Here is a 19,161-nt window from a genome sequence, read left to right as displayed (position 1 = left end):
GCAAACGACAAAAAGGGCACCCGCATGAGGTGCCCTTTTCTTTTGCCCGACCGTCCGACCGTCCGACTGACCGATCAAGCGCCCAGTTCTGCGGACGCGGCGTGCTTCGACTCGCCGGAATCGCTGTCGTCCTGCGCGTCGGCCTTCTTCGCGCCGTCGATCGTCACGTGAACGCGCTTGGCCGTATCCGCCGAGGCGGACGCCAGCACCTGCTTCGGCGCGGCCTGAACCGGCGCCTGCGGCGCGTTGATCGGCACGTTGCGGCCGCGCGCGACATCGCGCAGACGCGCACGCTCGGCGAGCACCTTGGCGCCATAGCCGCCGTCGTCCTGCGAGGTCGAGCCGACGTAGTAGCGCAGGCCGCCCGCCACGGAGCCGCCCCGCGCGATGCAGTCCTTCAGCACCAGCGCCCCGACCTTGATGTTCGCGAGCGGATCGAGCGCCGCGTGGCTGCCGCCGAAGTACTCGAACTTGTCCGAGTGCACCTTTGACATCACCTGCATCAGCCCTTTCGCGCCGACGCCGCTTTCCGCGTACGGATTGAAACCGGATTCAATGGCCATCACCGACAGCAGCAGCAGCGGATCGAGACCGACTTCGCGGCCGGTGTCGAACGCGGCGCGCACGAGGTCGCTGACCGGCTCTTCGGCCACGCGATACCGCCGCGCGATGAAGCTGGCAACGAGCTTCTGCTCGCGCGTGGAGACGAGCACGCGGTCGTCGCGCGCATCGGCGACGATGCGCTGCGCCGGAATCGCGCTCGCCAGCAAGCTGACCGAAGGCATCGTGCGCGGATCGAGCCCGTTGGGCGACACGGCGAGACTGATGCCGCCCGTCAGTTGACGGGTGCTCTCGTCGTCGGTGGCGGCGGCGCCGAGCGACGGCACCTGCGCCGGCGGCGCAGCCGGCAGTTCCGGGTTCGCGGCGAGGCTGACCGGCGCGGCGTCCGCCCGCTGGCGATGCACGGCCGAGAACGGCGGAAGCGGCTGGCCGGCCAGAAGCCGCGCAGGACCCGCCTGGACCGCGGCGGACACGAACGGCATGATCCGTGCGGCAAAGGTGGTGCGCCAGGACGGCAGGAGCCACAGCGCGAGCGCCGTGACGATGGCCGCGCAACCGACCAGGCTGAAGAGATAGTGACTCATACGGCTTCCACGACGCAGCGCGGTGCGCAAACTTTGCGCGACGCGAGTGTCAGGACGCCACGATAACCAAGCGTTCATCGATGCTCCCAATGTTGCATGATTTAGGCTGATGAATACCAATAAACCGGTGTTCGAAAGCGCAAATCAGACACCGCTCGCTCTTGGCAAGGCGTAAGCGGCATCGGGGAAACGGCATGCGCCGTCTGGAAAGCCGAACCGGCAAAAGCGGCCGGAGTGCGCGACACGAACAGCATGCCCTTGATGCGCAGATGGCTTCCCACGCGAAAAACCGGCGTTCGATAACGCCGGCCGTGACAACCAACAGCCATGAATCGCCGGGCAGGTGCGGCGCAGGCGACGCATAGCGTCTGAGAAAAGACCTGAGGCTAAGGTAAAAAGTTTCAAAACCTGCAATGGATGCGAAGGGATTCTAGCAGGGTTTAATGATCCGTCAATGCTATACCGTTCCGTTTCAATTACTTACAGTAATAATGAACACTGTTTAGGAGCGCCAGCGCACGTGCCGGAGGCGGTTTCCAGCGGAATGTCCTGAATGTCTCCCAGCGCACGGACTGACACGCAGGTAAAATCGACAATCGCTTAGCGCGCAGCCGTCCCGCCCGTCCCGCTCCTTGTGGCGGCCTCGAGTCCTCGTCCGACCATCGATGAAATATAAAGATCTGCGCGACTTCACCGCCCGCCTCGAAGCGCTCGGTGAACTGCGCCGCATCCCGCAGCCTGTCTCCCCCATCCTTGAAATGACCGAACTGTCCGACCGCGTGTTGCGCGCGGGCGGCCCGGCGCTGCTTTTCGAAGCGCCGACCGGTCACACCATGCCAGTGCTCGCGAACCTTTTCGGCACGACCCGGCGCGTGGCGCTCGGCATGGGCATCGAAACCGAGGCGCAGCCGGGCGCCGATGCGAGCCTCGGCAGCGACACCGCCGCGCTCAGTTCGCTGCGCGATATCGGCAGGCTGCTGTCCGCGCTCAAGGAACCGGAGCCGCCGCGCGGCCTGAAGGACGCCGGCAAGCTGCTCTCGCTCGCCAAGGCCGTGTGGGACATGGCGCCCAAGTCGGTGAGCGCGCCGCCCTGTCAGGAGATTGTGTGGGAAGGCAACGACGTGGACCTCGCGCGTCTGCCGATCCAGACCTGCTGGCCGGGCGACGCCGGACCGCTGCTCACGTGGGGCCTCACCGTCACGCGCGGGCCGAACAAGACGCGGCAGAACCTCGGCATCTATCGGCAGCAACTCATCGGGCGCAACAAGCTCATCATGCGCTGGCTCGCGCATCGCGGCGGCGCCCTCGATTTCCGCGAGTTCGCGCTCGCCAATCCGGGCAAGCCGTATCCGGTGGCGGTCGTGCTGGGCGCGGACCCGGCCACCATTCTCGGCGCGGTCACGCCGGTTCCCGACACGCTCTCGGAATATCAGTTCGCGGGCCTCCTGCGCGGATCGCGCACCGAGCTCGCGAAGTGCCTGACGCCGGGCGTCGATACCTTGCAGGTCCCGGCCCGTGCCGAGATCGTGCTCGAAGGCTTCATCTATCCGCAGGAAGGCGCGGTGCCGCCCGCGCCGGAAGGCGCGCCGCCGCGTCCGTCGACAGGCGCCGCCGCGCGTTACGAACACGCGCTCGAAGGTCCGTACGGCGATCACACCGGCTATTACAACGAGCAGGAGTGGTTTCCGGTCTTTACCGTCGAAAAAATCACGCTGCGCCGTGACGCCCTGTTCCACTCGACCTACACCGGCAAGCCGCCCGACGAACCGGCGGTGCTCGGTGTCGCGCTCAATGAAGTCTTCGTGCCGCTGTTGCAGAAGCAGTTTCCCGAGATCACGGACTTCTATCTGCCGCCCGAAGGATGCAGCTACCGCATGGCCATCGTGCAGATGAAGAAGAGCTACGCCGGCCACGCCAAGCGCGTGATGCTCGGCGTCTGGAGCTTCCTGCGGCAGTTCATGTATACGAAGTTCATCGTCGTGGTGGATGAGGACGTCAACGTGCGCGACTGGAAGGAAGTGATCTGGGCGATCACCACGCGCGTCGATCCCACGCGCGACACGGTCATGGTCGACAACACGCCGATCGACTATCTCGACTTCGCGTCGCCGGTCGCGGGCCTCGGCTCGAAGATGGGACTCGACGCGACCAACAAGTGGCCGGGCGAGACCAATCGCGAATGGGGCCGCCCCATCACGATGGATGCGGCCGTCAAGCGGCGCGTCGATGCGCTTTGGACCGAAATCGGACTGGACGACGCGGGGAAAAACGCATGATCGCAGCGACCTTGTATCGGGGAAACGCAATCGAGAACACGCACGTCGCGCATGTCGCGGTGGTCGATGCCAACGGCCGTCTGCTCCATTCGTTCGGCGATCCGCATCGCGTGACGCTGCCGCGCTCGGCCGCGAAGCCGGCGCAGGCGCTTGCCGTGATCGAAACAGGCGCGCTGGAACAGTTCGGCTTCGACGAAGCCGATCTCGCGCTCATGTGCGGCTCGCATAGCAGCGAGCCGCGCCACATCGAACGCGCCCGCGCGATGCTGGTGAAGTCCGGCGCGAGCGAGAGCGATCTGCGGTGCGGCGGCCATCCGCCGCTATCGGATGCCGTCCACAAGGACTGGATTCGCCGCGATTTCACGCCGACGCCCGTGTGCAGCAACTGTTCCGGCAAGCATGCCGGCATGCTGGCAGGCGCGCGGGCCATGAACGCGGCGCTCGACGGCTATCACTTGCCGGAGCATCCGCTGCAGGCGCGCGTGAAGCAAGCGACGGCGCAGGCAGTCGATCTGCCGTTCGGCGACGTGCTCTGGGCCATCGACGGATGCAATTCGCCGACGCCCGCCTTCCCGCTCGACCGCCTCGCGCGGCTTTACATGAAGATCGCCGATGCGCCGGACGGCTCGCCGCTCGGGCGCATTTATCGCGCGATGACCTCGCATCCGGAACTCGTCGCGGGCGAAGGACGCTTCTGCACGCGCTTGATGCGGGCGTACGGCGGCGCGCTCGTCGGCAAGACCGGCGCGGATGCGAGCTATGCGATCGGCGTAAAGCGGCCGGAAGGCGCGCTCGGTATTGCGGTGAAGGTCGAAGACGGCAACACGAACGTGCTGCACGCGATCGTCGCGCACGTGCTGCAGCTGCTCGACATCGGCACGCGCGAGCAACGCGCCGCGCTCGACGATTTCCGTCACCCGCCGATGCTGAACACGATGCGCGTGCCGACCGGCCATCTCGACGTCACGCTCGCGCTCACGGAGCACGCATGACGCATTCGTGGTCGTTGATGTCGGACGGCTTCTTCCTGTCGCTGTCGCTGTGTCTGGATATCGGAATCGCCAACGTCGCGATCATTTCGCTCGCGCTGTCGCACGGGTTCAAGCCTGGGCTCGTGCTCGGCCTCGGGACGTGTTTCGGCGACCTGTTCTACGCCGCCCTGGCGCTGGCGGGCATGTCCGCGCTGCTGCAATTCTCCGCCGTGCGCTGGGTCGTGTGGATCGGCGGGGCCATCGTGCTGCTGTTTCTCACGTGGAAGATGGCGCGCGAGGCGCTGAATCCCGCGTCCGCGCCGCCCGTCGAGGGCGAAGCGGATGCGCGCGCGCCGCGCCAGAGCCATCTCAAGAGCTTCCTGCGCGGATGCCTGCTCGCGGTTTCATCGCCGAGCGCGATTCTGTGGTTCGCGGCGGTCGGCGGCGCGCTGATCGCGAAAGCCGGGGCAACGAGCCCGATGAGCGCGTCGGTGTTTCTGCTCGGCTTCTTTTGCGGCGGACTCGGCTGGACGCTTTTCGTCTGCACGCTCGCCGCCCACGGCCGCAAGCGCGCCGGCACGCGCCTCCTGCGCGCGTGCCATGTGATGTCCGCCGTGCTGTTCGCTTATTTCGCGTACAGCGTGATCGTCAACGGCTACCGCGATCTGATCGTTCACGCGGCGTCCTGACGCCCGCTTCACGCGATGAACTGCGCGAAGCGCGCCAAGTCGACGTTGCCGCCGCTTACGATCACCCCCACGCGCTTGCCCTCCACCGGCACGACCTTCTGAAGCACGGCCGCTGCCGCCAGGCAGCCGGTCGGTTCGACGACCATCTTCATGCGCTCGGCGAAGAAACGAAGCGTATCGACGAGTTGCGCGTCGCTCACGGTGACGATGCGCTCCACATGCTTGCGGATGATCGGAAAGTTGTATTCGCCGACGTGCGTGGACGCCGCGCCGTCCGCGATGGTGCGCGGCACCTCGATATGCACGATCTCGCCGCGCGCGAGCGACTGCTGCGCGTCGTTGCCGGCTTCCGGCTCGACGCCGATGACCTTGCACGAAGGCGACAGCGCCGCCGCCGCGAGCGCGCAGCCCGCGATCAGCCCGCCGCCGCCGAGACACACGAAGAGGTAATCCAGCGGCCCGGTTTCTTCGATCAATTCCTTCGCCGCCGTGCCCTGCCCCGCGATCACATGCGGATGGTCATACGGCGGAATCAGCGTCATGCCGCGCTCCTCGGCCAGCACGCGGCCGATCTCCTCGCGATTCTGCGTGTAGCGGTCATACGTGATGACTTCGCCGCCGTAGCCGCGCGTCGCCGCGATTTTCGCGGCGGGCGCGTCTTCCGGCATGACGATCGTCGCGCGGATGCCGGCGAGCTTGGCCGATAGCGCGATCGCCTGCGCGTGATTGCCCGACGAATACGTGATGACGCCGGCCGCGCGCTGGGCGTCGTCGAAATGCGAAAGCGCGTTGAACGCGCCGCGGAACTTGAAAGCGCCCATGCGCTGGAAGTTCTCGCACTTGAAGAAGAGCGACGCGCCGGCGGTTTCGTCCGCCGTGCGGGACGTGAGAACCGGCGTGCGATGCGCGACGCCGTCTATACGGCGGGCGGCATCGGCGACGTCATCGAAAGTCGGGGCAGGAAGTGGAAGCATCGGATGTGAAGTGGCGTCGGAAAAACGCCATTCTCGCCAGTTCCGAAGCAAACCGGAATAGCCAGTTTCAGCGATGCCGAAGAAAAAGCCCCTTGCGGGGCTCCTGCGGTCGATCGCGAAAATCGGTTATTAGTGCCAGCGGCCGTGACCGTAGCCGTAACCGTGGCCATATGGGTGGCCATAATACCCGTGCCGCCAATAAGGACGGCCGTAATATCCGTATCCATAGCCGCCCACGGCGACGGCCGGCGGCGGCCCATAAACGACAGGCGGTGGCGGCGCGACATAAACCGGCTGCGGGGGAGCGACATAAACCGGCGCGGGCGGCGCCTGATACACCGGATACGCCGGCACGCTGATACCGACCCCGACCGAAACATGCGCTTGCGCGACACCCGCGGCACCCAGGCCAAGGGTGCCGGCGATCAATAAACTACCGAGCTTTTTCACTTTGGTTCTCCTCGCCGCTTAGGGCCGACCGGTCCATCCGGTCGCGCGGCTGCGTACTCTGAATTTAGCGAAAAACGTACGCGGACGCTCGGGCCATTTGTTGCAAATTGCAAGGTCTGCGAATGCCGCGCGGGCGGGCTGGCGATGCACCGGGCTAGGAACCGGCCGAGCGGCAAGGTGGACGGCGCACCGTCCATCTAGCTGCGTCGAGCGAACGTGCGATTGCAGTAACGCATCTTTACAAATCAAATTAAAAGCCCCGCCGGACTGACCGTCCGGCGGGGCTGTGTATTGTGTCTCGACTCCTTTTGAGGCGATCAGCCTACTTTGACATAAGCGAATTCGCGCGTGACATTCGGCGGGACATACGCCCCACCGATTACGACACGCGGCGTCAATCGCTTCTTCTGATCCCACCACCGACGCCTTTGCGCCTGGCTCAAGAAACGCAGATGCTTTCGATAAGAGAAAATGCTCATGCGACCTCCGAACGTAGCGTTTTGAAACGTGGAGGAAAGCAGCCGCTTAAAACGCGGACCATGCGTTTCCGTTAATCACTCTTGTCTTTAGTATTCGCGCCCGGTTCGTTCATCAATGTTCGCAAAAGAACCAAAACCCGCAAGCCGCGTGCGGTGAACCACATAAACAGGATTAAACCAGCAGAAAACATGCCATGGATTAACCGGCGCAATGCCGCCAGATCTGTAACGGCGTCTGATTCAATCGTTTTCTGTCGTCCTATGCTGCCATCTTTGCGTGAAACGCGCTCGCGGAAAGCGTCGTGCGGCGGCAACATCAGGGTTTGCGGCAATGCGCGCGCACATACGCTATGCTTGCGATCGCCTTTCAGTCGACTGTGAGAGGAAACGCTCGCCGTTGTTCGACAACGCGCCCAAGCCGCCCCGCAGCCATGTTATGGTGACGTCCGGCGCGCCACCGGCATCGACGGTGGGCGGGGAACGCAAGGCGCCAGTGGCTTGCAAGAGAAAGAAATCGCGGCGCTCGCGGGCAGCGGCACGAGCGCGACGACTTCACATGACATCCAGTCCAGAGAACGAACAATGATCAAGGTCACTCATTACGACTCGCGCGACGCAGCGGGCGCGTTCGCCGCGCCACGCCAGCATCTGTCGCGGCGACCGTCGTAGCGGCTGCCAGCGTCATTCGTTCCTTCGCTTTTCCCGACCCCGGCGCGGCCCTCGTCCCGCGCACGTTTTCCAGAGGACCCGAGATGTTCGGCGATATCGCCCGTTTTCTGCTCAATACCGTTTTCACCCTGTTCGGCGCGGCGCTGCTCCTGCGCGCGTGGATGCAGGTCGTGCGCATGCCGCCGTACAACCCGGTTTCGAATGCCGTCATGCAGGCGACCAACTGGATCGTGCTGCCGCTGCGCAAGATTCTGCCGGGCGGCAAGATCGACTGGGCCAGCATTGTCGCCGCCTATATCGCGGCGCTCGTCTATGTGACGTTGATGGTCTATCTCGCCGGCGTCGATCCGACGGTCATGCTGCCGATGCTTCTGCTCGTCGCGGCGCTGACGGTGGTGAAGTGGGCGCTCAACCTCATCATCTGGATGACGATTCTGATGGCGCTGCTTTCGTGGCTCAATCCGCAGTCGCCGGCCATGCCGTTGCTCTATCAGATCACCGCGCCGTTTCTCGAGCCGCTGCGCCGCATCTTGCCCCGTTTGGGCGGCATCGACCTGTCGCCGATCCTGCTTTTCGTGATCGTGCAGGTGCTGCTGATGGTCGTGACGCGCGTCGCGGTCTCGATGACGCTCTTCGGCATCTGAGTGAGGCCGCGCCGCCCGCGATTGCGCGGCGGCGCGCGTTGCGCTTACAATAGTCGGCTCACGCGGGCGTCGTATAATGGCTATTACCGTAGCTTCCCAAGCTACTGACGTGGGTTCGATTCCCATCGCCCGCTCCAGAATGACGAGCAGCACATAAGCAGCAATTAAGCAGCAAATAAGCGAAAGCCGCCTTCCATACAGCGAGGCGGCTTTTTAGTTTCCGCGCGACGCTTCTTCGCCTTCCGATCCCGCCATGAACGACCAATCCCACGATTCCCACGACGACGACGCGCATGCCGCCGGTGAGCGTAGCGAGAGTGCGGCATCGCAGCCGCTGCATCATCGGCGTATTCGCAGTTTCGTGACGCGCGCGGGCCGCGTTTCGCCGGGGCAGCAACGCGCGATGGACGAACTGGGTCCGCGTTTCGTCGTGCCGTACGCGCCGGAACTGGCGGACTGGGACGCCGTCTTCGGCCGGCAGGCGCCGCGCGTGCTGGAGATCGGTTTCGGCATGGGCGCGACGACGGCCGAAATCGCGGCCGCGCGCCCTGGCGACGACTTCATCGGCGTCGAAGTGCACGAGCCGGGCGTCGGCGCGCTGTTGAAGCTGATCGGCGAGCAGCAGCTTGGCAACATCCGCATCCTTCAGCACGACGCGGTCGAGGTGCTCGAACACATGATCGCGCCCGCGAGTCTCGACGGCGTGCACATCTACTTTCCCGATCCGTGGCACAAGGCGCGGCACCACAAGCGCCGGCTCATCCAGCCGAAGTTCGTCTCGCTCCTGAGCTCGCGCGTGAAGCCGGGCGGCTATCTGCATCTCGCGACCGACTGGCAGAACTACGCGGAGCAGATGCTCGACGTGCTGTCGGCGGAACCGACGCTCGAAAACACCGCGGACGGCTACGCGCCGCGTCCGGATTACCGGCCCGTGACGAAGTTCGAGCGCCGCGGCTTGCGGCTCGGACACGGCGTCTGGGATCTGCTCTTTCGCCGCAAGTAAGTCGCGCTGAAAACGACAACGCCACGGCTAGCCGTGGCGTTGTCGTTCGTGCGGCACGCGAGCCCGATTAGTCCGCCCAGCTCAGCCCGCCGCTATAACCGACGATCAGAATCAGCAGCCCGAAGCCGATGCGATACCACGCGAATGCCGTGAAATCGTGCGAGGCGACGTAACGGAGCAGCCAGCGCACGCAGATGAAGGCGCTCACGAACGCCGATACGAGCCCGATGGCGAAGAGCCCGAGGTCGTTCACGGTGAGCGTGCGCCAGTACTTGGCCATTTCGTAGAGCGTCGCGCCGAAGATGATCGGAATAGCGAGAAAGAACGAGAATTCGGTGGCCGCGCGGCGCTCCAGCCCGAAGAGCATGCCGCCGATGATCGTCGCGCCCGAACGCGAGGTGCCCGGAATCAGCGCGAGACATTGCGCGATGCCGACCTTGAGCGCATCGGCGTAAGAGAGGTCATCCACCGAATGCACGCGCGGCGGCGCCCCGCGATCCCGCTGGCGCGCCTCCGCCCAGAGAATCACGATCCCGCCGACGATCAGCGCGACCGACACCGGCACCGGCGAGAACAGCACCGACTTGATCTTCTTCTCGAGCAACAGGCCCAATACGATGGCCGGAATCGTCGCGATGATGACGTTGATCGCAAAACGCCGCGCGTCCGGACGGCTGCCGAGGCCGCCCACCACCGAGCCGATCTTCGCGCGGTACTCCCAGCAGATCGCCAGAATCGCCCCGAACTGAATGACGACGTCGAACGTCTTGGCTTGCGCGTCGGTGAAATTCAGCAGACTGCCCGCGACGATCAGGTGCCCCGTGCTCGACACCGGCAGAAACTCCGTCAAGCCTTCCACGACGCCCAGCACGAGCGCCTTCACCATCAAAATCCAGTCCATCCGTCAGCCCTTGTTCGCTTTTTTGCTGTGGGTGTGCAGCAGTGCGCGCCGAGATTTCGAATCACTTCTCGACAATCTGAACGCGTATGCCGTTTGTAAGGACTGTGATTGTACCGGGTTCGTAAGACACGCCCGCAAATTGCAGCTCTTCCGGCTTGAACGTGTAGATCGGATAGCGGTCGAGCAATTGCGCGGCGAGCAGCGCGCCGGCCGCCGCGATTTGTTGGTTGTACTGGGCAGCGTCGCCGGTTAGCTGCGAATCGTCAACTGTTGGCGAGACGAGCACGACCGAGCGGCTCGGTGCGTCGTAGGCCAGTTGCGTCGACAACGTGAACGCGCCGTTCACCGGGTTCGGCATGAAGGGCGTGGACAGACGCGCATCCACGCGCACCGTGACGCGGTTGCGGTCCGCCGCCATGCCGACCACAGGATTGCTCAGCACGACATCGAAAATCTGCCGCGCGGTGCGTTCCAGCGGAAACTTGCGCGCGACCGCTTCCTGTACCTGCTTTTGCGAGAATGTGTAGTGGTCCGGAATAAACGGAAAGATGGATGCGGCATGCGCCGTCGATGCGAGCGCGAGTGCCGGCCACGCGGCGAGCGCGCCCAGCAGCAACCGGCGCCTGAGCGGCGCGACGGGTCGTGGCATGCGGGAATCTCCTCTACTGAATGTCGTGACGGTGCTTGGACACACGAAGTTCATTGCGGTTGCGTGTCGATTTCGAGCCGCGCGAGCCATTGAACGGCGTGCTCGCGCGTTTCGCCGCACATCTCGGCGGACGGCTGCAGGCCGCCGCAGCACGCGGGCCGGCGCGGATCGCCGAAGATCTTGCAGCGCAGGTCATCGTCGAGCTGGACGCACGGCTCGCCCGCGCGCTTGCCGTTGGGCATGCCGGGAATGGCGCTCGTGATGGACGGCGCGATGCAGCACGCGCCGCATCCTTCGCGGCAGGCATGAGGGGACGAAGACGAAGTAGACATGGCGAAAGCGGACGAGACAGCGGCTAAGGCGCCATTGTCCCATGCCGGCCAGGAGCACCCCGGAAAGCGGCTGCGACGTTATCACGCAAGGCGCGCGCGCACGCGCCCGCGTAAGATCGGCGCAACTTCAAGGCTGCCCATGACTCTCGCCGACACCCTCTTTCGCCCGGACCTGCTCGCGCGCTACGACGCGCACGGCCCGCGCTACACGTCCTACCCCACGGCCGTCCAGTTCACGGATGCGTTCGATCCCGCGCACTACTTCGAAGCCGCACGCCAAGGCGGCGCATCGGCGGATCTGTCGCTGTACTTCCACATTCCGTTCTGCGACACCGTCTGCTTCTACTGCGGCTGCAACAAGGTCGCGACGAAAAACCGCGCGCACGCCCGCCCGTATCTGGACCGCATGAAGCGCGAACTCGCGATGCAGGCCGCGTGCTTCGATACGCGCCGCCCCGTCACGCAGCTTCACTGGGGCGGCGGCACGCCGACATTCCTCTCGCACGGCGAGATGGCCGAACTCATGGCCGCCACCGCCGAGCATTTCAATCTCGTGCCCGATGCGCGCGCCGAATATTCGATCGAAGTCGATCCGCGCGAAGCGTCCGTCGGAACCATCAAAGTGCTGCGCGAACTCGGCTTCAACCGGTTAAGCCTGGGCGTGCAGGATTTCGACGAGCGCGTGCAGCAGGCCGTCAACCGCATCCAGCCGCGCGCGATGACCGAGGACGTGATGCGCGCGGCGCGCGAGCACGGCTTCGAGTCGGTGAGCGTCGATCTGATCTACGGCTTGCCGCATCAGAGCGTCGAGAGCTTCACGCGCACGCTCGATACGATCATCGCGCTCGCGCCGGACCGCGTCTCCGTGTTCGGCTATGCGCACATGCCCGCGCTCTTCAAGATGCAGCGTCAGATCGACGAAGCGGCGCTGCCTTCGGCCGCCGTGCGGCTCGCCATTCTGGAGCGCGTGATCGAGCGGATGAGCGATGCGGGCTACGTCTACATCGGCATGGACCATTTCGCGCTGCCCGGCGACGAACTCGCCCGCGCCTTCGAGGCCGGCACGCTCCAGCGCAACTTTCAGGGCTACAGCACGCATGCGGACTGCGATCTGATCGGCATCGGCGCGTCGTCCATCGGCAAGGTCGGCGACGTCTACGCGCAAAACGCGCGCGATCTCGCCGACTACGCAGCCGCCATCGACGCGGGCCGCTTCCCCATTCAGCGCGGCGTGCGTCTCTCCGCTGACGATGTCTTGCGCCGCGACGTCATCATGCGGCTGATGTGCGGCGGCGCGCTGCGCTTTGCCGACGTCGAGCGCGAACACGGCATCGTCTTCGCACACGCTTTCGCGGCCGAACTCGCGCGCCTCGCGCCGATGGCCGACGACGGCCTCATCGACATCGCGCCGGACGCCATATGCGTGCTGCCGGCCGGACGCATGCTCGTGCGCAACGTCGCATCGGTGTTCGACCGCTATCTGGGGCAGGCGAGCCTCCGGCGGTTCTCGCGGACGATCTAAACACACGACTCATCGCGAGGTCGGGTATTTCTTACTGCGCTGGCTTAGAATGACAGCCACCCTGGGCGTCCGGCTTCAGTTCGCCAACCGCCCGCCCTTTCACCGCCGATGCGCCGCGCCGCCGCCCGCATCGGACCGCCGCCGGCACGATGACCGAAGCCCGCCGCACGCTTCGCCTGCGCCACCGCCGGCAACGCCACTGCTCGATGCCATGCCGACCACTTCGCCGCAGTTTCCCCCGCTAGCCCTCCTCGCCGCAGAACTGAAGTGCGGCCGCACGACGAGCCGCGCGCTCGTCGAGACCGCGCTGGAACGGATCGCCGATCCCAACGGCCAGGGCTCGACCGTGTTCCTTCAGGTCGATGCCGAACACGCCCGCGCCGCCGCCGACGCCCACGACGCACTGCGCCGCGCAGGCACAGTGCTCTCGCCGCTCGCGGGCATTCCGGTGTCCGTGAAAGATCTCTTCGATGTCGAAGGTCAGGTAACGCGCGCCGGATCGCGCGTGCTGGCGAACGCGGAGCCCGCCCGCGCCGACGCCGTCACGGTGGCGCGCCTGCGCCGCGCGGGCGCGGTGATCGTCGGACGCACGAACATGAGCGAGTTCGCGTTTTCGGGGCTCGGCCTGAATCCGCACTACGGCACGCCCCGCTCGCCGTACCGGGCGAACGGGCCGGACGACGCGCGCATCGCGGGCGGATCGTCGTCGGGCGCGGCGGCATCCGTCGCGGACGGCATGGCCGCCGTCGCGCTCGGCACCGATACGGGCGGTTCGCTGCGCATTCCCGCCGCGTTCTGCGGCCTGACCGGCTTCAAGCCGACCGCGAGCCGCATTCCGAAGCAAGGCGGCGTGCCGCTTTCCAAGACGCTCGATTCGTTCGGCCCGATCGGCGCGACGGTCGCGTGTTGCGCGCTCGTCGACCGCATTCTCGCGGGGCGAGAGCCGGACGTGCCCGCCACCCGCCCGCTCGACGGCGTGCGCCTCGGCGTGCTCACGAATTACGTGACGGACGGCGTGGAAGCGCCTGTCGCGCAGGCCGTGCAGGCGGCGGTCGATCATCTCGCCGCTGCCGGCGCGCTGGTGGAAGACGTGCGCTTCGCGCCGCTCGACCGTCTGCCGGAAATCAACCGCTTCGGGCTGGTGGCGATCGAGGCGTACGCGTGGCATCGCAAGCTGATTGCCGAGCACGCAAGCGAATACGATCCGCGCGTGCTCGCGCGCCTGATGCGCGCGGAATCCGCGAGCGCCGCGGACTACATCGAACTGTGCGAAGCCCGCGCCGCCATGATCGAGGCCGCGCGAACGACGCTCTGGCAACGCTTCGACGCCATTGTCTGCCCGACGGTGCCCGTGCTGCCGCCGCGCATTGTCGATCTTGAGACCGACGACGACCGTTTCGCGCGCACCAACGCGCTCGTGCTGCGCAACCCGACGACCTTCAATTTCCTCGATGCCTGCGCGCTGTCGCTGCCGTGTCATCGGCGCGGCGAGGCGCCGGTCGGCCTGATGCTCGCGGGCGCGCCGAACGCCGACGACACGCTGCTCTCCATCGGCCGCGCGGTCGAAGCCGTGCTGGAGACGACGCGCTGACACGCCGCATCGGTCACGAAAACGCGGCTGTGTTTCGCGCCGGGCGATCGCGCTAGAATTCCTGCGCGATGCCCGCCCGGTCAGGTGCTTCCTTCTCGAAACGTTGCGAAATAATGAACAACCATCTACATCAATTCACGATGCACGAGGACGACCGCGCGCTGCGCCGCGAGCGTCGGCTCTTGACGCTCCTGGGCTTCGTGTGTCTCGCGCTCGTCGCCGGGGCGCTGTATCTGCAGTTCTTCCGTGGCGAAGACCCGTGTCCGCTTTGCATCATCCAGCGCTACTTCTTCGTGCTGATCGCCGTGTTCGCGTTTCTCGGCGCGGGCTTCAACGGCTGGCGCGGCGTCGCGCTGCTGGAGGCGCTGGTCGCGCTTTCGGCGCTGGGCGGGCTGGCCACGGCCGCGCGGCATGTCTACATTCAGGCGAATCCCGGCTTCAGCTGCGGCTTCGACGCGTTGCAACCCGTCGTCGACAGCCTGCCGCCCGCGCGCTGGCTGCCGCAAGTCTTCAAGGTAGCGGGGCTTTGCGAGACCGCTTATCCGCCGATTCTCGGGCTCTCGCTGCCGCAGTGGTCGCTGGTCGCGTTCGCCATTATTTTCGCGCTCGTTGCGTTGAGCCTCCGGTCGAGGCGCAAAACGCGGGCGGCGGCGCTTTGACTTGCCTTCGGCGCGGGCATTCACGGCCCGCGCGTCTTGCCTTTCTCTCGCATTTCACTTCCCCGCATCAGCGCTTCCGCATAATCTGAATACGATCCCAAAAATATTTTTGGGATATTGCGGTGCTATGGTCGAGGCTGGATGGCGATCTACGTGCGCGCAGTCCGCATGACATGCCCGAATTTCGGGATGCAGGCGGAAACCGCGTAACGCGCGCCTGGTCCGCAATGTCCCTGCCCGGCTCATGACAACGCACACCATCCGCTTCCTGCACCGCGGCATCGTCCGCGACATCGCCGATGCGCCCGCCACGCGCACCGTGCTTCAGCATCTGCGCGCGAACGACTGCACCGGCACCAAAGAAGGCTGCGCCGAAGGCGATTGCGGCGCCTGCACCGTGGTCGTCGGCGAACTCGATTCAGCCGGCGAGCTCGCGCTCAAGGCCGTCAACGCGTGCATCCAGCTTCTGCCGACGCTCGATTCGCGCGCGCTGTTCACCGTCGAAGATCTGCGCAACGCGGACGGCGCGCTGCACCCGGTGCAACAGGCGCTCGTCGATTGCCACGGCTCGCAATGCGGCTTCTGCACGCCGGGCTTCGTCATGTCGCTGTGGGCGCTGTATCACGCCCATCCGCGCGATGCCGGCCCGCCGTCGCGCGACGAAATCGCCGCCGCCATTTCCGGCAATCTGTGCCGCTGCACCGGCTACCGGCCGATCATCGACGCCGCCGAGCGCATGTTCGACTACCCGCCGCCGGCTTTCGACCGCGATGCGATCCGCGCAACGCTCGCCGGCTTGCGCCGCGATCAGACGTTCGAGTACCGCGCGCCGGACGCGCGCGGCGAAGCCTTCGGTGCGCCGGCGTTCCATGCGCCCGTCACGCGCGCCGAATTCGCCCGCCTCCGGGCAGCGAACCCGGACGCGCGGCTGCTCGCGGGCAGCACCGATATCGGCCTGTGGATCACCAAGCAGTTTCGCGATCTCGGCGACATCCTCTTTATCGGCAACGTCGAGGAACTGAAGCGCATCGAACGCGACGCGCAGACGCTGACGATCGGCGCGGCGGCATCGCTCGAAGACGCCTATGCCGCGCTCACCGCCGATTACCCGGAACTCGCCGAACTCTGGACGCGCTTCGCGTCGCGCCCGATCCGCAATGCCGGCACGCTCGGCGGCAACATCGCGAACGGCTCGCCGATCGGCGATTCGATGCCCGCGCTCATCGCGCTCGACGCCGAACTCGTGCTGCAACTCGGCGACAAGACTCGCACGATGCCGCTCGACGCGTTCTATCTCGCGTATCAGAAGACCGCGCTTCAGCCGTGCGAATTCGTCGCGGCGATTCGCGTGCCGCGCCCGGGCGCGGACTTGCGGTTCCGGACGTACAAGGCGGCGAAGCGCTACGATCAGGACATCTCCGCCGTATGCGCCGCCTTCGCGATCCGGCTCGACGACAGCCATCGCGTGACGAGCGCACGCATCGCATTCGGCGGCATGGCGGCAACGCCCAAGCGCGCGGCGCAGGCCGAAGCGGCGCTCATCGGCGCGCAGTGGAGCGACGACACCGTGCGCGCCGCGATGAACGCGCTCGACGCCGACTTCCAGCCGCTCACCGACATGCGCGCATCCAGCGCTTATCGGGCGAAGGTGGCGCGCAACCTGCTGCGGCGCTTTCATCTGGAGACGCGCGCCGACGCGCCGCTCGCGCTGGCCCAAGTGAACGCGTTCGCGTACGCCGCGCATGCGTCGATCTCCGAGGAGCAGCCATGAACAAGGCGAGCGAACCGATCGCACTCGATACGGCACTGGATGCCGCAGCCCGCCCCGCCAACGTGGACGCCGATGCCGCGGGCGCCGCGCTGCCGCACGAATCGGCGGCGCTGCATGTGAGCGGCGAGGCCGTCTACACCGACGACATCCGCGAATTGCGCGGCACGCTGCACGCGGCGCTCGGGCTGTCGCGATACGCGCACGCGCGCATCGTCTCGATGAATCTCGATGCCGTTCGCGCCGCGCCCGGCGTCGTCGCGGTTCTGACCGCCGCCGACATTTGCGGCGAGAACAACTGCGGCCCAGTGCTGCACGACGACCCGATCCTCGCTGCCGACGAAGTGCAGTACCTCGGCCAGCCGGTGTTCGCGGTGATCGCCGAGACGCACGACCTGGCGCGCCGCGCCGCCGCGCTCGCCAAAAGCGACGATGTCGTGCGCTACGAGCCGCTCGAAGCCGTGCTCACGCCGCGCGAAGCCAAGGCGCGCAAGCAGTTCGTGCTGCCGCCGCTGCATCTGAAACGCGGCGATCCGGACGCGCGCATCGCGGGCGCGAAGCATCGCATCGCCGGGGAATTCGAGGTCGGCGGGCAGGAACAGTTCTATCTCGAAGGCCAGGTGGCGTACGCGGTGCCGAAGGAATCGGACGGCATGCTCGTCTACAGCTCAACCCAGCATCCGAGCGAAATGCAGCAGGTCGTCGCGCACATGCTCGACTGGCCGACGCACGCGGTCGTGTGCGAATGCCGGCGCATGGGCGGCGGGTTCGGCGGCCAGGAATCGCAATCGGCGGTGTTCGCGTGCGTCGCGGCGCTCGCCGCGCATGTGCTGAAACGCCCCGTGAAGCTGCGCGCCGACCGCGACGACGACTTCATGATCACCGGCAAGCGCCACGACGCGGTCTACGAATACGAAGCGGGCTTCGACGACGACGGGCGCATCGTCGGCGCGCGCGTCGAGATCGCGCTGCGGGCCGGTTATTCGGCGGACTTGTCGGGCGCGGTCGCGACGCGCGCCGTCTGCCACTTCGACAACGCGTACTTCTTGAGCGATGTCGATATCCGCGCGTTCTGCTGCAAGACGAACACGCAGTCGAACACGGCGTTTCGCGGCTTCGGCGGCCCGCAAGGCGCGCTCGTGATGGAAGTGATGCTCGATGAAATCGCGCATCGGCTGAAGCGCGATCCGCTCGATGTGCGGCGCGCGAACTACTACGGCATCGACGCGCGCAATGTCACGCCGTACGGCCAGACGGTCGCGGACAACGTGCTCGCGCCGCTCACCGACGAGTTGATCGCGACGAGCGATTACCACGCGCGCCGCCAAGCGATCGCCGCGTTCAACGCGACCAACGACGTGCTCAAGCGCGGCATCGCGTTCACGCCGGTCAAGTTCGGCATCTCGTTCAACGTGCCGTTTCTGAATCAGGCCGGCGCGCTCGTGCATGTCTACAAGGACGGCTCGGTGCTCGTCAATCACGGCGGCACGGAAATGGGCCAGGGGCTCAATACCAAAGTCGCGCAGGTGGTGGCGAGCGTGCTCGGCATCGGCCTCGCGCGCGTGCGGGTGACGGCCACCGATACGTCGAAGGTCGCGAATACGTCGGCGACGGCGGCATCCACTGGAAGCGATCTCAACGGCAAGGCGGCGGAAGCGGCGGCGCTGACCATCCGCGAGCGCCTCGCGGAACTGGCCGCGAAGCAGCTCGGCGGCGCAGCGGCCGACGTGCGCTTTCACGGCGGCGTTGTCGAGGCGAACGGCGGGCAGATGCCTTTCGATCAACTCGTCGCGGCCGCGTATCTGGCGCGCGTGCAGTTGTGGTCCGACGGCTTCTACGCCACGCCCAAAGTCCATTGGGACGCGAAGACGCTGACCGGCCATCCGTTCTACTACTTCGCGTACGGCGCGGCGGTCTCCGAAGTGGTGGTCGATACGCTCACCGGCGAATGGAAGCTGCTGCGCGCCGACCTGCTGCACGACGCGGGGCGCTCGATCAATCCGGCCATCGACTTAGGCCAAGTGGAAGGCGGCTTCATTCAGGGCATGGGCTGGCTCACGACCGAGGAGCTGTGGTGGAACCGCGACGGACGCCTGATGACGCACGCGCCTTCCACCTACAAGATTCCCGCCGTCAACGACACGCCCGCCGCGTTCAACGTCGCGCTCTTTCGCGGCGCGGGCAACGAGAATGTCGAGCCGACCATCTTCCGCTCCAAGGCGGTCGGCGAGCCGCCGCTGTTGCTGGCGTTTTCGGTGCTGCTCGCGATCCGCGCGGCCATCGCGGGAGCTTCGCCCGACGCGCAGCACGCGCCGAAGCTGCGCGCGCCCGCCACGCCCGAAGCGATTCTCGACGCGCTGGCTTCGCTTGCCGTCGAAGCCGAGTCCGCCGCCCCGGTAAACTAGCGCCTGCGACGACGCAACAACCCGATCCTCTCCC

Annotated in this window: 17 protein-coding genes and 1 tRNA gene; 11 read left to right on the top strand and 7 right to left on the bottom strand. The window is 66.1% G+C overall.

All coding sequences use genetic code 11. From position 1 onward, the window contains the following. Positions 1–74 precede the first annotated feature (74 nt). Complete coding sequence (locus LDZ26_RS03580; protein ID WP_244848195.1) at positions 75–1,223, bottom strand: lytic transglycosylase domain-containing protein; 1,149 nt, start codon at positions 1,221–1,223, stop codon at positions 75–77. Between the two features lie 587 nt (positions 1,224–1,810). Here LDZ26_RS03580 and LDZ26_RS03575 point away from each other — a divergent pair. From LDZ26_RS03575 to LDZ26_RS03565, 3 genes are read left to right on the top strand one after another with little or no spacing between them, the layout of a single operon-like run. Further along, positions 1,811–3,421, top strand: a complete 1,611-nt coding sequence (locus LDZ26_RS03575) for a UbiD family decarboxylase (RefSeq protein ID WP_244848194.1) — start codon at positions 1,811–1,813, stop codon at positions 3,419–3,421. After that, complete coding sequence (locus tag LDZ26_RS03570) at positions 3,418–4,413, top strand: asparaginase (RefSeq protein WP_244848193.1); 996 nt, start codon at positions 3,418–3,420, stop codon at positions 4,411–4,413. Before LDZ26_RS03575 ends, LDZ26_RS03570 begins: the two co-directional genes overlap by 4 nt. Continuing rightward, complete coding sequence (locus tag LDZ26_RS03565) at positions 4,410–5,081, top strand: LysE family translocator (RefSeq protein ID WP_244848192.1); 672 nt, start codon at positions 4,410–4,412, stop codon at positions 5,079–5,081. The genes LDZ26_RS03570 and LDZ26_RS03565 overlap by 4 nt, the downstream gene beginning before the upstream one ends. An 8-nt stretch (positions 5,082–5,089) precedes the next feature. Here LDZ26_RS03565 and LDZ26_RS03560 read toward each other — a convergent pair whose 3' ends face one another. The 3 genes from LDZ26_RS03560 to LDZ26_RS03550 all read right to left on the bottom strand — a co-directional run bounded on the left by LDZ26_RS03560 (position 5,090) and on the right by LDZ26_RS03550 (position 7,301). After that, the gene (locus LDZ26_RS03560; protein WP_244848190.1) at positions 5,090–6,055 is read right to left on the bottom strand and encodes a threo-3-hydroxy-L-aspartate ammonia-lyase; all 966 of its coding nucleotides are present in this window, start codon (positions 6,053–6,055) and stop codon (positions 5,090–5,092) included. 129 nt (positions 6,056–6,184) lie between these two features. Beyond that, complete coding sequence (locus LDZ26_RS03555; protein ID WP_244848189.1) at positions 6,185–6,505, bottom strand: hypothetical protein; 321 nt, start codon at positions 6,503–6,505, stop codon at positions 6,185–6,187. A 550-nt stretch (positions 6,506–7,055) separates the two neighbouring features. Then, on the bottom strand, positions 7,056–7,301 hold the full coding sequence (locus LDZ26_RS03550) for a hypothetical protein (RefSeq protein WP_244848187.1): 246 nt from the start codon (positions 7,299–7,301) through the stop codon (positions 7,056–7,058). Positions 7,302–7,736: 435 nt separating this feature from the next. Between LDZ26_RS03550 and LDZ26_RS03545 the strand changes: the two genes are divergently transcribed. From LDZ26_RS03545 to trmB, 3 genes are all read left to right on the top strand, one after another. Further along, positions 7,737–8,297: a YggT family protein gene (locus LDZ26_RS03545; RefSeq protein ID WP_244848186.1), complete on the top strand. Its 561-nt coding sequence runs from the start codon at positions 7,737–7,739 to the stop codon at positions 8,295–8,297. A 62-nt stretch (positions 8,298–8,359) separates the two neighbouring features. Beyond that, positions 8,360–8,434 (top strand) — tRNA-Gly (locus tag LDZ26_RS03540). A 116-nt stretch (positions 8,435–8,550) separates the two neighbouring features. Beyond that, entirely contained in the window at positions 8,551–9,300 is a 750-nt protein-coding gene (gene trmB, locus LDZ26_RS03535; protein WP_244848184.1) for a tRNA (guanosine(46)-N7)-methyltransferase TrmB, read from the top strand. Between the two features lie 67 nt (positions 9,301–9,367). Here trmB and LDZ26_RS03530 read toward each other — a convergent pair whose 3' ends face one another. The 3 genes from LDZ26_RS03530 to LDZ26_RS03520 all read right to left on the bottom strand — a co-directional run bounded on the left by LDZ26_RS03530 (position 9,368) and on the right by LDZ26_RS03520 (position 11,182). Further along, positions 9,368–10,201: an undecaprenyl-diphosphate phosphatase gene (locus LDZ26_RS03530; protein ID WP_244848183.1), complete on the bottom strand. Its 834-nt coding sequence runs from the start codon at positions 10,199–10,201 to the stop codon at positions 9,368–9,370. Positions 10,202–10,262: 61 nt separating this feature from the next. Then, positions 10,263–10,850, bottom strand: coding sequence for a DUF1439 domain-containing protein (locus LDZ26_RS03525; RefSeq protein WP_244848182.1), 588 nt, complete (start codon positions 10,848–10,850; stop codon positions 10,263–10,265). Positions 10,851–10,900: 50 nt separating this feature from the next. Then, complete coding sequence (locus LDZ26_RS03520; protein ID WP_244848181.1) at positions 10,901–11,182, bottom strand: YkgJ family cysteine cluster protein; 282 nt, start codon at positions 11,180–11,182, stop codon at positions 10,901–10,903. Between the two features lie 139 nt (positions 11,183–11,321). Between LDZ26_RS03520 and hemN the strand changes: the two genes are divergently transcribed. The 5 genes from hemN to xdhB all read left to right on the top strand — a co-directional run bounded on the left by hemN (position 11,322) and on the right by xdhB (position 19,127). Next, the gene (hemN, locus tag LDZ26_RS03515) at positions 11,322–12,704 is read left to right on the top strand and encodes an oxygen-independent coproporphyrinogen III oxidase (RefSeq protein WP_244848180.1); all 1,383 of its coding nucleotides are present in this window, start codon (positions 11,322–11,324) and stop codon (positions 12,702–12,704) included. Between the two features lie 211 nt (positions 12,705–12,915). Next, on the top strand, positions 12,916–14,295 hold the full coding sequence (locus LDZ26_RS03510; protein ID WP_244848179.1) for an amidase: 1,380 nt from the start codon (positions 12,916–12,918) through the stop codon (positions 14,293–14,295). 140 nt (positions 14,296–14,435) lie between these two features. Further along, the gene (locus LDZ26_RS03505) at positions 14,436–14,954 is read left to right on the top strand and encodes a disulfide bond formation protein B (RefSeq protein ID WP_244848908.1); all 519 of its coding nucleotides are present in this window, start codon (positions 14,436–14,438) and stop codon (positions 14,952–14,954) included. 244 nt (positions 14,955–15,198) lie between these two features. Continuing rightward, a complete protein-coding gene (xdhA, locus tag LDZ26_RS03500; protein WP_244848178.1) occupies positions 15,199–16,725 on the top strand; it encodes a xanthine dehydrogenase small subunit in 1,527 nt (508 codons plus the stop codon). After that, positions 16,722–19,127 (top strand): xanthine dehydrogenase molybdopterin binding subunit, encoded by a 2,406-nt coding sequence (xdhB, locus tag LDZ26_RS03495; RefSeq protein WP_244848176.1) that lies wholly within the window; start codon positions 16,722–16,724, stop codon positions 19,125–19,127. Before xdhA ends, xdhB begins: the two co-directional genes overlap by 4 nt. The last annotated feature ends 34 nt before the right edge of the window (positions 19,128–19,161 follow it).

Source organism: Caballeronia sp. SL2Y3 (genome assembly GCF_022879575.1).
GTDB lineage: Bacteria > Pseudomonadota > Gammaproteobacteria > Burkholderiales > Burkholderiaceae > Caballeronia.
Note: the sequence above shows the minus strand (reverse complement) of the source record. Positions and strands in the feature narration are given on the sequence as shown.

Coding starts and splice junctions, on each gene's coding strand:
- LDZ26_RS03565 (WP_244848192.1), top strand. CDS start 4,410: ATGACGCATTCGTGGTCGTTGATGTCGGACGGCTTCTTCCTGTCGCTG.
- LDZ26_RS03560 (WP_244848190.1), bottom strand. CDS start 6,055: ATGCTTCCACTTCCTGCCCCGACTTTCGATGACGTCGCCGATGCCGCC.
- LDZ26_RS03570 (WP_244848193.1), top strand. CDS start 3,418: ATGATCGCAGCGACCTTGTATCGGGGAAACGCAATCGAGAACACGCAC.
- LDZ26_RS03545 (WP_244848186.1), top strand. CDS start 7,737: ATGTTCGGCGATATCGCCCGTTTTCTGCTCAATACCGTTTTCACCCTG.
- LDZ26_RS03525 (WP_244848182.1), bottom strand. CDS start 10,850: ATGCCACGACCCGTCGCGCCGCTCAGGCGCCGGTTGCTGCTGGGCGCG.
- hemN (WP_244848180.1), top strand. CDS start 11,322: ATGACTCTCGCCGACACCCTCTTTCGCCCGGACCTGCTCGCGCGCTAC.
- LDZ26_RS03550 (WP_244848187.1), bottom strand. CDS start 7,301: ATGTTGCCGCCGCACGACGCTTTCCGCGAGCGCGTTTCACGCAAAGAT.
- LDZ26_RS03575 (WP_244848194.1), top strand. CDS start 1,811: ATGAAATATAAAGATCTGCGCGACTTCACCGCCCGCCTCGAAGCGCTC.
- LDZ26_RS03580 (WP_244848195.1), bottom strand. CDS start 1,223: ATGAACGCTTGGTTATCGTGGCGTCCTGACACTCGCGTCGCGCAAAGT.
- LDZ26_RS03530 (WP_244848183.1), bottom strand. CDS start 10,201: ATGGACTGGATTTTGATGGTGAAGGCGCTCGTGCTGGGCGTCGTGGAA.
- trmB (WP_244848184.1), top strand. CDS start 8,551: ATGAACGACCAATCCCACGATTCCCACGACGACGACGCGCATGCCGCC.
- xdhB (WP_244848176.1), top strand. CDS start 16,722: ATGAACAAGGCGAGCGAACCGATCGCACTCGATACGGCACTGGATGCC.
- xdhA (WP_244848178.1), top strand. CDS start 15,199: ATGACAACGCACACCATCCGCTTCCTGCACCGCGGCATCGTCCGCGAC.
- LDZ26_RS03520 (WP_244848181.1), bottom strand. CDS start 11,182: ATGTCTACTTCGTCTTCGTCCCCTCATGCCTGCCGCGAAGGATGCGGC.
- LDZ26_RS03505 (WP_244848908.1), top strand. CDS start 14,436: ATGCACGAGGACGACCGCGCGCTGCGCCGCGAGCGTCGGCTCTTGACG.
- LDZ26_RS03510 (WP_244848179.1), top strand. CDS start 12,916: ATGCCGACCACTTCGCCGCAGTTTCCCCCGCTAGCCCTCCTCGCCGCA.